Source organism: Fictibacillus nanhaiensis, assembly GCF_019801215.1.
GTDB lineage: Bacteria > Bacillota > Bacilli > Bacillales > Fictibacillaceae > Fictibacillus > Fictibacillus nanhaiensis_C.
The window spans coordinates 644,940-660,052 of record NZ_JAHVJO010000002.1 but is presented as its reverse complement, the minus strand read 5'-3'; the positions used below and the strand labels follow the sequence as shown (position 1 = coordinate 660,052).

15 protein-coding genes are annotated in these 15,113 nt (G+C 41.1%); 11 read left to right on the top strand and 4 right to left on the bottom strand.

Going from position 1 to position 15,113, the window contains the following annotated elements; all coding sequences use genetic code 11:
• Positions 1-6: 6 nt before the first annotated feature.
• Complete coding sequence (locus KUV80_RS11875; RefSeq protein WP_222462913.1) at positions 7-2,226, bottom strand: PAS domain S-box protein; 2,220 nt, start codon at positions 2,224-2,226, stop codon at positions 7-9.
• A gap of 198 nt (positions 2,227-2,424) precedes the next feature.
• On the opposite strand from KUV80_RS11875, the gene KUV80_RS11870 reads away from it, so the two are divergent.
• From KUV80_RS11870 to KUV80_RS11855, 4 genes are all read left to right on the top strand, one after another.
• Complete coding sequence (locus KUV80_RS11870) at positions 2,425-2,967, top strand: manganese efflux pump MntP family protein (RefSeq protein WP_222463158.1); 543 nt, start codon at positions 2,425-2,427, stop codon at positions 2,965-2,967.
• A 101-nt stretch (positions 2,968-3,068) separates the two neighbouring features.
• Positions 3,069-3,680, top strand: a complete 612-nt coding sequence (locus KUV80_RS11865; RefSeq protein ID WP_222462912.1) for a low molecular weight protein arginine phosphatase — start codon at positions 3,069-3,071, stop codon at positions 3,678-3,680.
• 108 nt (positions 3,681-3,788) lie between these two features.
• Complete coding sequence (gene rpiB / locus KUV80_RS11860; protein ID WP_222462911.1) at positions 3,789-4,229, top strand: ribose 5-phosphate isomerase B; 441 nt, start codon at positions 3,789-3,791, stop codon at positions 4,227-4,229.
• Positions 4,230-4,257: 28 nt separating this feature from the next.
• Positions 4,258-4,830, top strand: coding sequence for a TIGR01440 family protein (locus tag KUV80_RS11855; protein ID WP_222462910.1), 573 nt, complete (start codon positions 4,258-4,260; stop codon positions 4,828-4,830).
• 258 nt (positions 4,831-5,088) lie between these two features.
• On the opposite strand, the gene KUV80_RS11850 is transcribed toward KUV80_RS11855, so the two are convergent.
• Positions 5,089-5,556 carry a GNAT family N-acetyltransferase gene (locus tag KUV80_RS11850; RefSeq protein ID WP_222462909.1) on the bottom strand — a complete coding sequence of 156 codons (468 nt, stop codon included), beginning with the start codon at positions 5,554-5,556 and terminating at the stop codon, positions 5,089-5,091.
• A gap of 164 nt (positions 5,557-5,720) precedes the next feature.
• On the opposite strand from KUV80_RS11850, the gene KUV80_RS11845 reads away from it, so the two are divergent.
• On the top strand, positions 5,721-7,259 hold the full coding sequence (locus KUV80_RS11845; RefSeq protein ID WP_222462908.1) for a gluconokinase: 1,539 nt from the start codon (positions 5,721-5,723) through the stop codon (positions 7,257-7,259).
• 285 nt (positions 7,260-7,544) lie between these two features.
• Positions 7,545-7,979 (top strand): hypothetical protein, encoded by a 435-nt coding sequence (locus KUV80_RS11840; protein WP_222462907.1) that lies wholly within the window; start codon positions 7,545-7,547, stop codon positions 7,977-7,979.
• Positions 7,980-8,092: 113 nt separating this feature from the next.
• Here the strand turns inward: KUV80_RS11840 and KUV80_RS11835 are convergent, their stop codons facing one another.
• The gene (locus tag KUV80_RS11835) at positions 8,093-8,542 is read right to left on the bottom strand and encodes a hypothetical protein (protein WP_222462906.1); all 450 of its coding nucleotides are present in this window, start codon (positions 8,540-8,542) and stop codon (positions 8,093-8,095) included.
• A 199-nt stretch (positions 8,543-8,741) separates the two neighbouring features.
• Between KUV80_RS11835 and glyA the strand changes: the two genes are divergently transcribed.
• Positions 8,742-9,977 carry a serine hydroxymethyltransferase gene (gene glyA / locus KUV80_RS11830; protein WP_222462905.1) on the top strand — a complete coding sequence of 412 codons (1,236 nt, stop codon included), beginning with the start codon at positions 8,742-8,744 and terminating at the stop codon, positions 9,975-9,977.
• A 27-nt stretch (positions 9,978-10,004) separates the two neighbouring features.
• Here glyA and KUV80_RS11825 read toward each other — a convergent pair whose 3' ends face one another.
• The gene (locus tag KUV80_RS11825; RefSeq protein ID WP_222462904.1) at positions 10,005-11,105 is read right to left on the bottom strand and encodes an acyltransferase; all 1,101 of its coding nucleotides are present in this window, start codon (positions 11,103-11,105) and stop codon (positions 10,005-10,007) included.
• A gap of 254 nt (positions 11,106-11,359) precedes the next feature.
• On the opposite strand from KUV80_RS11825, the gene KUV80_RS11820 reads away from it, so the two are divergent.
• The 4 genes from KUV80_RS11820 to upp all read left to right on the top strand — a co-directional run bounded on the left by KUV80_RS11820 (position 11,360) and on the right by upp (position 14,887).
• Positions 11,360-12,724 carry a copper amine oxidase gene (locus KUV80_RS11820; RefSeq protein ID WP_222462903.1) on the top strand — a complete coding sequence of 455 codons (1,365 nt, stop codon included), beginning with the start codon at positions 11,360-11,362 and terminating at the stop codon, positions 12,722-12,724.
• Between the two features lie 73 nt (positions 12,725-12,797).
• Positions 12,798-13,442, top strand: a complete 645-nt coding sequence (locus tag KUV80_RS11815) for a class F sortase (protein WP_222462902.1) — start codon at positions 12,798-12,800, stop codon at positions 13,440-13,442.
• A gap of 26 nt (positions 13,443-13,468) precedes the next feature.
• Positions 13,469-13,975 carry a plastocyanin/azurin family copper-binding protein gene (locus KUV80_RS11810; RefSeq protein ID WP_222462901.1) on the top strand — a complete coding sequence of 169 codons (507 nt, stop codon included), beginning with the start codon at positions 13,469-13,471 and terminating at the stop codon, positions 13,973-13,975.
• A gap of 282 nt (positions 13,976-14,257) precedes the next feature.
• Complete coding sequence (upp, locus tag KUV80_RS11805; RefSeq protein ID WP_222462900.1) at positions 14,258-14,887, top strand: uracil phosphoribosyltransferase; 630 nt, start codon at positions 14,258-14,260, stop codon at positions 14,885-14,887.
• Positions 14,888-15,113 lie beyond the last annotated feature (226 nt).

Below are 15,113 nucleotides of genomic sequence, written 5' to 3'. Positions count from 1 at the left end.
CTCTGTCTATTCGGACACAGGCTTGTTTTTATGAATGGGAAGCATGATTGAAAAGGTGCTTCCATCGTCTATTTTACTCTCAATCTTTATTTTGCCATGATGGTTTTCTACGATCTTATAACAGATCATTAAGCCGAGACCTGTACCTTTTTCTTTTGTCGTATAAAAAGGTTCGCCAAGTGTAGCCAATCGCTCTTCAGGGATGCCGCAGCCGTGATCGATAAAGGAAGCGATAACATAATTCTCTTGTTTTTTTAGATGAATATGTACAGAACCTCCCGCTGGCATAGCTTCGATTGCGTTCTTCAGCATGTTTACGAACACTTGCTTGATCTGATTATCCACGCACCAAATTTCCGGTAGATCTGGATCACACTCAAAATAAATCTGGACGTTTGTCAAAATGGCCTGTGTCTCAAGGATAGAGATAACGTGTTTTAATAATTGCTTTAGATCGGTTTTCATAAAATTCATCGCTTGAGGCTTAGCGAGCAGCATGAACTCTCCAACGATGCTGTTGATGCGGTCGATTTCCGAAAGCATGATCTGGTAATAATCTTCGTTTTCCGATGCTTTTGACTGTAACAGCTGTAAAAAACCACGTATGGATGTGAGGGGATTACGTATCTCATGTGCCACTCCTGCTGCGAGCTGCCCTAAGACCGAAAGCTTGTCTGATTTTCGGAGCATCTCTTCGGTCTTTTTTCGTTCTGTCAGATCCCGGGCAACAACTACAAACGATCCGCTCTTATCTAGAAGGTTAACAATCGGCGTCGCATTCGCCTCCAGTGTGACCCAGTGGCCATGGGCATGCTTGCATCTCACCTCGAACTTTACAGGTTTCATCGTTTTTATCATCTCGTTAATCGCCATTCTTACTTTTGGACGATCATCACTATGGAAAAAGGCTTGTATCTTTTTGCCATCATAAAGCGATGGATCGAAACCGAGAAGGAGCCTGTTAGAAGGGGAAGCATATTTAACGTTTCCTTCTAAGTCAACGACTCCGATTAAGTCGGTCGTATTTTCAGCGATAATCCGATATTTTTCTTCACTCTCTTTTAATGCATTTTCTTTTAACTTTTTATCTGTAATATCTCGTGAAATCGCAGATAGTGCCACGACATCTCCATTCTCCCCATAGATAGGACTAAGGGAGAGACTGACATTCAGGCGTTTTCCGTTTTTATTTACTCGGATGGTCTCTATGCCTTTCACATAACCTCCGTGCTTAACAATATTCGTGAGCCGTTCTGATTCGGCAATTTTGTCCTCTGGAACAATCGGCAGCATGTGTGACGTCAGGTTGTTCAATTCGTCTTGTGACCAGCCATAGATAAATTCGAAAGCGGGATTTACTTTTACAGAATAATCGCTAAAGTGGACAACAGAAATGGCATCACTTGAATGATAGATTACAGATTCAAGCAGCTCTTTTGTTTCGCGAAGCTCTTTTTCTGCCTCTCTCTTTTCGGTAACATCTTTCGCGATTCCAAAAACACCAAGAACTTTATTCAGTACGATAATCGGAGTAATTGTAAACGTAATCTGGCGGATCTCACCGGTCTTTCGAGTGATGCGCGTTTCAATAATTTTAGAGTTCCCTTTAAGAGCATCTTGAAATTGTTCCAATGCAATGGATTTTCGTTCTGGTATGATAATCGGAAGAAAGGTCATGTTGAGCAGTTCTGTTTCGCTATACCCCGTCATTTCTGTACAGGCTTTATTAACCGTCGTAAATTTCCCTTCTAAATCTACTGAAAATAATGCATCAATGTTATGGTCCATTAAAGATCTGAACCGTTGTTCACTTTCAGCGAGCTGCCTTTCCATCTGTATTCTCTCACTCAAATCTACACAGAATCCATACACCTCTGTTACAATGCCATCTTTATAGATCGGGCCGATTGCAGCCAGAAACGGAATTCCGTTCAATTCTGCTTCATATGTCAAACTTTCCCCATTCAATGCTCTCTCATAGACTTTCCTTTTAAAAGCAGCCATCTCTTTTGGAAAAATATCTTCTAATCTCTTTTGGAGAACGTCTTCTGGTTTGAGGCCGAACAAGTCAAAAAGCTCCCCTTCGCTCTCGGTCATGATGATATCTTCCTCTTGCTTTATATAACGAAACGTCATACTTTTCTGGCGGGAAATACCGTTGGTAAACGGAGAAAATTTCCACTTCATTTCTCCTTCTGCCGAAACGGCCGATGCGTTATGGACCATGCTTGTTCCTCCCTTTTTCCTATAGACTTCTATCTTCATATATACGCTACTAAACGGGTTATCCCTTCCTATGACAGGCTAAAGAATTCATTTTTTAAAGGTTAAACAGCTTGTATATTTTTTATAGTCTTTTTAAAAGTAGACATGCATAGGCTGAAAGTAGTGATGGGTAAAGGAGTGGAAACTATTTTGGCAACGATGGGGGAATGGATGACGCTATGGTTTATGTCTATCGCACTAGGCATGGACGCCTTTTCAATCGGCCTAGGTATGGGAATGCTATCTCTTCGATTAAAACAGATCATAAAAATCGGGATTACAATAGGTCTCTTCCACATGTTGATGCCTTTAGGCGGAATGACGATCGGCAAACAAATCTCGAATCATTTTGGAAGTATTGCAGCCATCGTGGGTGGTGTGTTACTCGTAATCTTAGGTTTAACGATGATTCGTTCCTCCTTTTCAAAGGAGGATGAGCCATTTGTCCGCCCCGTTGGTTTTGGTCTTTTAGTTTTTGCTTTAAGTGCCAGTCTCGATAGCTTTTCTGTCGGTCTTAGTTTAGGAATCTATGGAGCGAAGACGTGGATGACGATTTTTATGTTCGGTATAATGAGTATGCTCTTAACGTGGTGTGGTTTAGTGATGGGGAAAAAAGTGCAGAAATGGCTAGGTTCTTATAGTGAAGCGTTAGGAGGCTGCATTCTGCTCGCATTTGGTGTGAAGATTCTTTTGCCTTTTTAGAAAGAATGTCTTCATTTTTTATTCTGAAAACCGGTGATATACTAAATAATAACGTTACCATATAAAAAAATAGGGAAAGCTAGAAAATGAGGTGACTCACCATGAACGTGTTATTTATATGTACAGGAAATACTTGTCGAAGTCCGATGGCTGAAGCTCTATTACGGGAGAAAGGCAAAGGGAAGTTTCACGTGAAGTCTGCAGGCGTATTCGCTGGAAACGGCGCTGTTATGAGTTCGAATGCATCTCATGCGCTCTCAGAGAGAAAAATTAAAGAAAATCATCAATCTCAAGGAGTTTCCGAGTATTTGATCAGCTGGGCGGATCTCATTCTAACGATGACGGAGAATCATAAACATGCGCTTGTTGGAAAATGGCCTGATGCGGTAAATAAAACGTATACGTTAAAAGAATATGTGCTTGATGAAGAAGATAAAAGCAAAATAGAAGAAATCTATCAGCTTTACACAGAAATTGAAATGTTAAAGCTAGAATATATGGCAAAGAATGAAAACAGTGAAAGGTTGAAGATGGAATTTGAAAAAGCAGTCAGACCGCTCGTTGAAAGACGTATCATGCTCGAGAACACAGTGCCGTCATTAGATATTTCAGATCCGTTCGGCGGGCCGCTAGATTTGTATAAAGAAACACGGGACGAAATTGAAGCGCTTATTGAAAAACTAGTGAAAAAAGACGATAACATGAAAGAGTGACACCTAAATAGTATGAGGTTGTCCTAAATAAGCGTGAAGTGACATTGAAACCACCAATCCAGAAAGAATATAATGGAAAAAAGAATGAGAGAGCAGGTGCAGACCAACATGAAGGTAGCGATAGGTTCAGATCACGCCGGAGTTGAATTACGAAAAGAAATCATCACGATGATAGAAGAATTAGGGTTTGAAGTAGAAGATGTTGGCTGTGAATGTGATACATCTGTAGATTATCCCGACTATGCCATTCCTGTAGCTGAAAAAGTAGCAAACCATGAGGCAGATCGCGGAATACTAATCTGCGGAACCGGAATCGGAATGAGTATTGCAGCGAACAAAGTAAAAGGAATCCGCTGTGCCCTCGTTCATGATCTGTTCAGTGCAAAAGCGACAAGACAGCATAATGACAGTAACGTACTAGCCATGGGTGAGCGCGTCATTGGTCCAGGTCTCGCATTGGAAATTGCAAAAGTTTGGCTAACGACAGAATACGAAGGCGGACGTCACGGTCGCCGAGTGGATAAGATCTCTCAATACGAAGGCCAATAACAAGACCCAAACGAAAGGAAGACCATAAATGAGCGATGAGCTCCAACAAATTCAAGACCAAGTCCTGAATGTTTTGCAAGATTTACAAAAACATGCACAATTAAAATCTTCTCAATTATTAGTTGTAGGTGCAAGTACAAGCGAAGTAATTGGTGAACGAATTGGCACATCAGGCACGATGGATACTGCAAATGCGCTATACCGCGGTATCGTGGCATTCCAAGAGGAGACGGGAGTGGCGTTGGCAATTCAATGCTGCGAACATCTCAATCGCGCGCTCGTCATGGAGCGCCATGAAGCAGACAAAAGAGGCTATGATGAAGTTCGCGTTGTTCCGGCTCGGTCGGCCGGGGGAGCATTGGCGACCCATGCCTTTCATCATATGAACGAACCCGTAATCGTTGAATATATAAAAGCCGACGCAGGCATCGACATCGGTGACACCTTTATTGGCATGCACTTAAAGCACGTTGCAGTGCCTGTTCGCAGCGAAGTCAAAAAAGTCGGCGAGGCACACGTAACACTGGCGAAAACGCGTCCGAAGCTGATCGGCGGCGAACGAGCCGTCTATCCGAGCAAAGAAGATATTCGCTGTTTTTAATTCGGAAAGCCCTCTTGGTGAGGGCTTTTTTTGATGGAGGATGGGGATCCGGGATGTCGTGTCGAAATGTGTCGATATATGTAGACTCGTGGATAAACAGCCAAAACTTCTGGATTCACCCCATAAATTTTTGGATTCATGGCCAAAACTTTTGGATTCACTGCTGTTTTTTCTGGAATTACGGTTAACAAGCCTGTTTTTCGCCTGCTCTGACCCCATCAAGACAGCTATTCTGTTGCTTGGCACAAGCCAAGCTTCCTAATTGTGTTCGATCTCGTAGTGAATCCACTCTGAATTGATATTTTTTCCGCCCATTTTTTCGTAAAGTGCCTGTGCGGGCTCGTTATCTTGGGCCGTTTGCCATGACATGTAGGCAAACCCTTCCTTTTTTGTGTAATTCAGTACGTGTTTGAACATGTTTTCGCCCAATCCGGATCCCCGATACTGTTCATCGATAAAAAGATCATTCAAGATCGCAATCTTTTGAAGTCGTGTTGTGCTGAACGAGAAGTAGAGTGTGGCGAACCCGGCAAGCGGGCCATCCTCTGCTTCTGCCACAAATTGAGTTCCTGCTTCTTCTGATTTTAATAGATGAACGATATGATTCTCCAACTTTGATCCCTGTGGTGTCTTTCCTTTATAAAAATCGACGATATACGAATGCATCAGATTCCGTAAAGATGGTAGATCTTTAAGGTTAGCAGGACGTATTACAAATGAATTCATCTTCTTTCTCTCCTTTTCCATTTTCCTTAGATATACGATAAGATTAGCATAAGTTTACAGAATCGATGGAACATAGGGAATATTTATGATAATAAAATCAGGACATAGTGGTAGCCATATACTTGCTGCTTAGCTTTGTGAAGGTAGAAAGGAGACTTTTTAATTTGAAAAAGTACGCGATCGGTATTGATATCGGGACGACGAGTACGAAGGTCGTTCTTTTTGATGAGAGAGGATCTGCTGTCGCTCAACATGCAGAAGGGTATCCTTTACTCGCACTAGAACCGGGTGCTGCAGAACAAAATCCGGACGAGATCTATGCGGCCGTTCTTACTTCTCTAAAAAAAACGATAGAAAAAAGCGGCGTAAAAGCCGAACGTATAGGATTGCTCTCGTTTAGTACCGCGATGCATTCCTTGATCGCGGTAGATAAAGAAGGAAACCCTATAACAAACAGCATCACGTGGGCAGATACGAGAAGTGAACCATTTGCTTTCAAAGTAAAATCGTCACGAGATGCCTTAGACCTATATAAACGGACGGGCGTGCCAATCCATCCGATGACACCTTTGTTCAAATTAATGTGGATTAAAAACACGTCCCCTGAAATTTTTCAACGTGCCGAGAAGTTTGTCGGGATAAAAGATTATATACTGTTCCGCTGGTTTGGAGAGTGGGCAACTGATTATGCTTCAGCTGCAGCAACAGGATTATGGAACATGCACCATTTTATATGGGATGAAGAAGCGTTGCGATTGGCGGATGTTACTCCTCGCCAGCTGCCCCAACTTAAGCCGACCACTTTTTATTGGGAGGGGCTGTCAGAACGTGTTGCAAAAGAATGCGGATTGGACCGTAATGTGAAGGTGGCGATTGGTGCAACAGATGGGCCGCTATCTAACCTCGGTGTGGGAGCGGTGTCTCCCGGAGATGTAGCAATAACGATTGGAACGAGCGGTGCGATCCGAACAACATCTTCTGAGCGAGTGGTAGATGCAGAAGGCAGGACTTTTTGTTACCCACTTACCGAAAATCTTTGGGTATCGGGAGGTCCAGTCAATAATGGCGGAATTGCCTTTCAATGGGTTCATGATCTTTTTCATGAAAAAGAAGAGCAAGCAGCTTACGAGGAAGTGTCTTTCGCAGCCGAAACAGCTCCAGCAGGCTGTGAAGGGTTGGTGTTTTTGCCTCATCTAACGGGTGAACGTGCACCATTATGGGATGCAGAAGCAAAAGGTTCTTTTATCGGTTTAACATTGCGTCATACGAAAAATCATATGGTTCGCGCAGTTTTGGAAGGCGTTATACTCAACCTTTTTCAGGTGTACAGACTTGTTACCAATCAGGTTGCCGAAAATAGGGAAGAAGTTAAGGTTTATGCAACTGGCGGCTTTACCCAATCTGCTCTTTGGAAACAAATTTTAGCTGACGTTTTTCAAAAAGAAGTAAGTATCCCGGAGCATACGGAAAGTTCTTGTCTTGGTGCGGTTCTCCTCGGAAGGTTTGCAGTCGGTGACATAGAGAATTTACAAGAAGCGGCGCTTAGTACAAAAGATTATGAGCGTGTTCAGCCTCAGTCTGACAATAAGGAGATTTACGAAGATCTATTTCTAATTTATATGGAGTTATCTAAAGCTTTGCAATCACAATACGGAACCATTCATGGGTTTCAAAAGAGACATAAAAAAGAGAGCGGAGAATAACCTAACGGGTTCTCTTTTGGAGTACAAAACAGAAAAAAGCAATGCAAATAGCCAGCTAATTAGCATATGAATTAGTTGGCTTGTTTTTATTGTTATATCAACGTTTATTGAGTTTTTTTACTCGAATTAGCACCACAATTCGCATACGTTTTAGCAAGATGACAACAATTTCTGTCACGTTGCGTTTTGCGAATTCGCTGATAATTCGTTTGCTAATTTTTGCTTATCGTCGCAAAAAGGATTACATTGAGGTGCTCTTGAATATGATGTAAGGGGGGAGAAATAATGCATCCGACTGAAATTATAGAGATAATGACTGTTGGCGGTTTCATCACAATAATTATAATCACTTCATTCTTTTTAAAAGGCAAATACCGCAAAGCTGGATTGAGCCTTGTAGCAATTACGTTGTTATCATTTTGCGTACTTTTTATAGTTCGCCCTCTGTGGATAGACACACAGATTAAAAAGAAAGTGAACCTATTAACACCTTACTTAGTAGAGCATTATCCGAAAGAAAGATGGACTATATCTACGGTTCCACATCGTGAAGAAGGTTTTAAACATTTAAATCCGTATTATATCGGTGTTGTATTTGAAAATGAACCAGAAGTGACTTATCACTATTGGGTGAAAAACAAGAACAACATCTCCCAAAGTGGCGTTTCTACAAAAAGCGTATTAACGGACCTAAAGCATAAAGAACAGAAAACACGTTAAAAGCACTGCGATTTACAGTGCTTTTTAATATGCTAATTCATATGTGATTCACTATACTTTTCGACTTTTTGTACTCCAAAAGAGAACCTGTTAAGAATAACCCCGCTCTTTTTCTAGTCAATATAAGTGGCATTGATCAAAGACAGACCTGATTTTGTGTCTTTACCGTTCTTCACATTTCCGTAAACCGTAATTTGATCGCCTGTATTTACATCGGTATTCAACGTAAAGTTCATCACTTTAAAGTTTGTTTCTCCTACTTTAAGTTCAAAACTTCCGCCCATTCCTTTTTCCACATCAGAATCGACGGTACCTGTTGCTTTAATGATTTTTTGTTCATAAGCCTTCGGGTCTTCTTCCAAAGCCTTTGGATCTAACTCAACAGCATTTTTCTCCATGTTTTTTATGACTCTCGCTTGTTCTTCAGCTATGTTGTTTGAGTTGCTTCCCTTTTCAGCTTCTTCTGCCTTTGGCTTTTCTTCGGGCTTTGCTTTTTCCTCACTGCAGCCAGCCAAGGCTAGTACAAACACAAGAAGACTTGCTCCAAACCATTTTTTTATCATGTTGTGTGACACCCCTTTTACATCTTCTATCTCTATTATGTATCATCATACCATGTTCATCCCTATCAAATAAAATGAATTTTCGCATCTTTGTGAAAGATTCATCATTACCACTTACAAGTCAACGCATAAATGTGTAAGATAGAAGGGTATGTTACAATCAAAATAGTTTTTTACATAAGGTAAGGGGGAAGCGCAAATGAATCATTTGAAAGCAGCTGATCAGGAAGTCTACCAATCCATCATGGATGAATTGAACCGCCAGCGTACCAAAATAGAATTGATTGCTTCTGAAAACTTTGTAAGCCAAGCCGTTATGGAAGCACAAGGCTCGGTTTTAACCAATAAATATGCTGAAGGCTATCCATCAAGACGCTATTATGGCGGCTGTGAACATGTGGATGTTGTTGAAAATCTAGCTAGAGACCGGGCAAAGAAAATTTTCGGAGCCGATCATGCTAACGTTCAGCCGCATTCTGGTGCACAAGCGAACATGGCTGTCTATTTCACGATTCTTGAACCAGGTGACACAGTACTGGGGATGAACCTTACACATGGCGGCCACTTAACCCACGGAAGTGCTGTTAACTTTTCCGGTGTTCAATATAACTTTGTTGAATACGGTGTGGATAAAGAAAAGAACGTAATCGACTATGAAGATGTTCGTCAAAAAGCGCTTGAACATCGTCCAAAGCTAATCGTAGCAGGTGCTAGTGCGTATCCGCGTGCCATCGATTTCGCAAAGTTCCGTGAGATCGCGGACGAAGTGGAAGCTTACCTTATGGTGGATATGGCCCACATCGCAGGTTTAGTTGCGGCTGGCCTTCACCAAAATCCAGTACCCTATGCGGATTTTGTCACGACCACTACACACAAAACCCTTCGCGGTCCGCGCGGCGGAATGATTTTATGTAAAGAAGAATATGCGAAAAAAATAGATAAATCCATCTTTCCAGGTATTCAAGGTGGTCCGTTGATGCACGTAATCGCAGCCAAAGCAGTAGCGTTTGGTGAAGTTTTAACGGATGAGTTCAAAACGTATGCCGAGCAAATCGTAAAGAATGCAAAGCGTTTGGCAGAATCATTGAAAAAAGAAGGGCTGACACTCGTTTCTGACGGCACAGACAACCACTTGATCCTGATTAATGTGAGCGAGCTTGCACTAACAGGGAAAGTGGCTGAAAAAGTATTGGATGATCTCGGAATCACCGTAAACAAAAACACGATTCCGTTTGAAAAAGAAAGCCCGTTTGTCACGAGCGGCATCCGAATCGGCACAGCAGCCGTTACTTCACGCGGATTTGTTGAGGAAGACATGGATGAGATCGCTGCAATCATGGCGTCTGTATTGAAGAACATTGAAGACGAAACAACGTTGAAAGATGCAGAAGCGCGCGTTGAAAAGCTAGCAGGGAAATATAAGTTGTACGAATAGAATATGTATGTACTGAAAAACCAGTTTCTAAGCAGAAACTGGTTTTCTTTGTACGGAAGAATGAGGAGCTGACTTTTTCTTTGTAGGAACAGGGATAATATACTGATGCTTTGGAAGCTGCTGTATGATTTTCACAAAAAATATAGTTGCAAATAGTACAGCAAAAAACATAATGGGCATCATTTTCGTCTGCCAAACTTCTGCGGGAAGTGTTTTTGTAAATAAGATAAGCGTGAATGGATGAATTAAATAAATACCCATTGATAATTTTCCGATAGACTGAAGTGACGTCTTAATCCACTGAACCTTCGTTAAATAATAATATAAGCCGATTGTGGCAAAACTTAACGCTGGTATATTAAATAGGTTCGTTTCTCTTCTAGAAGAGACAGATCCTATTGTTTTATATTCCATATAAGCCCCGATATAAATGAAAAGAACACTTATCGCAAGAAGAATCGAATGTCTTTTTGTCCACTGTGAGATCGGATTCCAGTAGTAAGCGAGGAAACCTCCGAAAATAAAATAAAAAATCCAATGTAACACAAAAACTTTATCTAACAGGACTTGTTCAAAGATTCCCGATGCAAAGGTTATATCCTGCAAATTTGAGAAATAAAGACTTAGAGCTGCAGACACGAATAAACCAATCCACCAGCCTAACCCCGATTTAATAAGTTGAAGCAACGGAAACAATAAATAAAATTGTACAACGATTGCCATAAAGTATAAGTGGTAAAAAGATTCTCCCATCGTGAAATTATATAGAAGAACTTTTGGATCAGTTGGCAGCGTTCCTCCTAATATATAGATTGTAATAAATTGATAAAATATACTCCATATAACAAAAGGCATAATGATTTTCGTTGTCCGAGATGTGACAAACTGCTTAAGCACAAATCCTTTTTTATTCACTTGGTTAAAAAGCAGAAATCCGCTTATGACAGCAAATGTAGGAGTTCCAAACCGGCCAATTTGATTAAAAAAATACGTAAACCAGTTAAATACTTCTCCTGCCTGCGTATAATAAGTGGCTGAAACATGGACTAATAGTACGCCTATACAGGCAAATGCTCTTAAAAAGTGAATTTCATTAAAGTACTCTTTAGATGTATTTTTCCTATTCACTTTTTACATCCTCTCTTTATCAATATCTTTAAACGACTTAATAATTTCATGTTTATAAGGATTCGTGACGAATCGCCCAATACATAGGGTTGAATCACTTGTAATTAATGGATATCGCAACAAACGTGAGCCGTGCTATTTATGTTTTTCATAAAAAACAAAAACTTTTTTTAAAAAAAGTGATCCAAATAAAAACTCTCTCCGTTAGCTTGATGTAAATAACGAAAACCAAAACAAAAGGGAGAGATTCACTTATGAAAATGAAACAAGCATTTCTTGCTGTACCATTAAGTTTTTCTTTATTAATTCCAACGTTTAGCGTTGTAAGTGCAGATGATCATGGCAGTCACGGAAACGCTCACATGTCTGCTGAAGTGTCCAATCCGGCTATCGATCTTCGTGCTTCACTTGATGCTATTCTTTCGGAACATGCATTTTTAGCGGTTGTAGCGATGCAAAAAGGAATTGACGGAAAAGAAGATTTTGAAGCAGCTGCAGGACAGTTGAATCAAAACACAGAAAAATTATCTGCAGCCGTTGCCTCTGTTTATGGAGAAGAAGCGGGAGCTCAGTTTAAAGAAATCTGGAGCAGCCATATCGGTTATTTCGTAGATTATGTAACAGCAACAGCTGAGAACAATGAAGAAGGAAGAAAACAAGCACTTGCTGAACTAGATGGATACCGTGTGAAACAAGCAGATTTGCTTGATAAAGCAACAGAAGGCAGATTAAAAGCAAAAGATCTTGAAGAAGGCTTAAAAGTTCACGTTGACCAATTGATCTGGGCTTTTGAAAGCTACAGAACAGGTGACTACGACAAGGCATATGACAGCATTTCAGAATCCATGCACCATATGTTTGGTACAAGCAAAGGATTATCATGGGCGATCACCGATCAGTTCCCTGAAAAATTCGAAAACAAATCAGTAGATACACCTGCAGCAGATTTACGTTCTGATCTGAACAGCGTATTCTCTGCACATGCGGCATTAGCGGCTTTAACGATGCAAAAAGGAATTGATGGCGCTAAAGATTTTGAAGCAGCAGCTAAAGAGCTTGGCGAAAATACAGATGATATCACAGCAGCAGTAGAATCTGTTTATGGTGCTGAAGGAGCGGCTAAGTTTAAAGAAATCTGGAGCAGCCACATTGGTTACTTCGTAGATTATGTAACAGCAACAGCAGAAAAGAACGAAGAAGGTAAGAAGCAAGCGGTGGCTGAGTTAGATGAATACCGTGTACAACAAGCGGCATTCCTTGATGCTGCAACAGAAGGCCGTTTAAAAGCAGCTGAACTAGAAGAAGGCTTGAAAGTTCACGTTGACCAATTATTGATGGCGTTTAACAGCTACACAGGAAAAGATTATCCTACAGCGTACAAGAGCATTTCTGAAGCATATGGTCACATGTTTGGAGTAGGTCAAGCTATGTCTGGTGCGATCGTTGATCAGTTCCCTGAGAAATTTGCTGGTGAAAAACCATCTGAGATGCCTAAAACAGGTATGGGTGGAATGAGTCAAACGAATAACGATGCCATTCTTTGGAGCTTGTTCGGATTGATCTTAGCTTCAGTAACAGCAGCGATGATCGTTCGTAAAAAAGCAACCAACAATGAATAAGAGTAAAAGACTGGAGGACGATTATAGTCCTCCATCTTTTCTATCTAAAGACAGATGGAAAGGACGTATCACAATGCGCTATTTACTAGGAATGCTAATGATCGCTATTTTAATAGGCGGTTGTTCCCATACACAAGAAAATGGTCAGGAAAGCACGAAAAAGCCAAATGTTAGTGAACCGGCTGAAAAACAAGAACAGAAGGAACAGATCGCTTCTTCTTCAACCGAGCTTACTCCTCCAAAAGGCTTGAAGCTGAAAGAAGATAGGGATGGAATCGTACCTTATTCCATCGAAATTCCGGCGTTAGATGTTAAAACAACCATTGAAAAAGTAGGTACATTAGAGAACGGACAGATGGGCGTTCCTAAATCATTTGATACGGTTGGATGGTTTGGAGATGGCTCACAGCCAGGATCACCAGGCAATGCCGTAATGGCGGGGCATGTTGACAGCAAAACAGGCCCAGCTATTTTTTATAAACTCGATGAACTAGAACAAGGCGATGAGATCATCGTAAAAGACAAAGACGGGAAATCCTTAACATTTGAAGTAACAGGGAAAGAATCTTACGACAGAAAAAACGCACCTGTCAATAAAATTTTCGATTATTCGTATACGAGCAAGCTGAACTTGATCACGTGCACGGGAGATTTTAATCGAGATGAAGGAACACATGAAGAACGGCTCGTTGTGTTTACAGAATTGAAAAAGTCTTAATAGACGCAAGGTAAGGGGGAAAAAAGATGAGCCTATTCAAGATTGGGCCATGGCAAGCATTAATTGCTCTAGTGGCGGTCGCTTCTCTCATAACAGGTTGCAGTTCCAATGAAACAGAAAAACCTGCAAATGAAATGCAAAGTATGGAAGAGAAAAAAGCACCAGAACAATCGACTGAAGATAATGCCTCAAAAGAGGAAGAAAAGAAAGAAGAGATGGATGAGCAGCAACCACCGATGGCTGAAAAGGGAGAAGAGGTTACAGGTAACATGGCTTCACCGTTATTGAAAAAAGGTGAAAAAGTGACATATACTTTCCCGGACGAAGGAGTGTACATGATTCATTGTGATCCTCACCCAGTCATGAAAATGAAAGTAACCGTTCAGGCTGATGCAGAAAAATCGGGATCTATTGCACTTGATATAGCTGATTATGAATATAGCGAAAAAGAAGTTGTAGTCGCACCAGGTACGACGATCACGTGGACAAACCAAGATGTGGCACAGCATAATGTAGCGATTGAGGCAGAATAATAGGGATACGTATCCATTCAGATAAGAAGCTAGCTTTGTTCGATTTCGCCTCATGGACAATATAAAAGTCGAAGGTGGAGAATTCTCCACCTTCTTTTTTATGGTTTCTCGTCTCAAAAGAGGGAATAGTAGTAGAGGGATTAGGATATGTAAAATTTGGAGTGCTGCTTCAATCCGAACAATGTTTACTTTCCCTTGAAGTGGATGATGTTTTTCTGTACAATGCTAGAGATGCTTTTTCGAAACGACAATAAAAGTTACATAAAGGAGAGGTGCTTTAACATGAGCAAAGTATACGTCCTTGATCATCCGTTAATTCAGCATAAATTAACATACATCCGAGATGAACGTACGGGTACAAAAGAATTTCGCGAGCTTGTAGATGAAGTAGCGGGACTTATGGCATTTGAAATTACGCGTGACCTTCCGCTTCAGGAAGTAATCGTTAAAACGCCAGTTGCAGAAGCAACAATGAAAACAATCGCTGGTAAGAAATTAGGGCTGGTACCTATCCTTCGCGCAGGTCTTGGAATGGTAGATGGTATTCTAAAACTTATTCCAGCGGCAAAAGTAGGACATGTTGGTCTATACCGTGATCCTGAAACGTTAACACCGATTGAATATTATGTGAAGCTGCCATCTGATGTAGAAGAACGCGACTTTATCGTGATTGATCCTATGCTCGCAACAGGCGGATCTGCATCTGCAGCGATCACGTCCATTAAAAACCGCGGCGCGAAAAACATTAAGCTTATGTGTTTAGTAGCAGCTCCAGAAGGCGTTCAAGTGATACAAGAGGAACATCCAGACGTTGATATTTTCCTTGCTGCACTTGATGAAAAACTTAACGACCATGGATATATCGTTCCAGGCTTGGGCGATGCTGGTGACCGTTTATTTGGTACAAAATAAAAGAATTATACAAACTGACTTGACCGAGGGTTGGCAAACCTTAGGATGAGTCAGTTTTTTTGTGGATTGTGCCCTTTTGTTGTGGGAATAAGGGTTGAACGGTATGTTTACGAGCGATGTTTGAGGTTTACGAGCGATGCGAGAGGTTTACGAGCGATGCGAGAGGTTTACGAGCGATGCAAGAGGTTTACGAGCGATGCGAGAGGATTACGAGCGATACAAGAAA

Bases quoted from the DNA above. Each gene is read 5' to 3' on its own strand.
- KUV80_RS11815 (WP_222462902.1), top strand. From the start codon at position 12,798: ATGCGCTATTTACTAGGAATGCTAATGATCGCTATTTTAATAGGCGGT.
- KUV80_RS11870 (WP_222463158.1), top strand. From the start codon at position 2,425: ATGGGGGAATGGATGACGCTATGGTTTATGTCTATCGCACTAGGCATG.
- KUV80_RS11865 (WP_222462912.1), top strand. From the start codon at position 3,069: ATGAACGTGTTATTTATATGTACAGGAAATACTTGTCGAAGTCCGATG.
- KUV80_RS11810 (WP_222462901.1), top strand. From the start codon at position 13,469: ATGAGCCTATTCAAGATTGGGCCATGGCAAGCATTAATTGCTCTAGTG.
- KUV80_RS11820 (WP_222462903.1), top strand. From the start codon at position 11,360: ATGAAAATGAAACAAGCATTTCTTGCTGTACCATTAAGTTTTTCTTTA.
- KUV80_RS11835 (WP_222462906.1), bottom strand. From the start codon at position 8,542: ATGATAAAAAAATGGTTTGGAGCAAGTCTTCTTGTGTTTGTACTAGCC.
- KUV80_RS11840 (WP_222462907.1), top strand. From the start codon at position 7,545: ATGCATCCGACTGAAATTATAGAGATAATGACTGTTGGCGGTTTCATC.
- glyA (WP_222462905.1), top strand. From the start codon at position 8,742: ATGAATCATTTGAAAGCAGCTGATCAGGAAGTCTACCAATCCATCATG.
- KUV80_RS11850 (WP_222462909.1), bottom strand. From the start codon at position 5,556: ATGAATTCATTTGTAATACGTCCTGCTAACCTTAAAGATCTACCATCT.
- KUV80_RS11875 (WP_222462913.1), bottom strand. From the start codon at position 2,226: ATGGTCCATAACGCATCGGCCGTTTCGGCAGAAGGAGAAATGAAGTGG.
- rpiB (WP_222462911.1), top strand. From the start codon at position 3,789: ATGAAGGTAGCGATAGGTTCAGATCACGCCGGAGTTGAATTACGAAAA.
- KUV80_RS11855 (WP_222462910.1), top strand. From the start codon at position 4,258: ATGAGCGATGAGCTCCAACAAATTCAAGACCAAGTCCTGAATGTTTTG.
- upp (WP_222462900.1), top strand. From the start codon at position 14,258: ATGAGCAAAGTATACGTCCTTGATCATCCGTTAATTCAGCATAAATTA.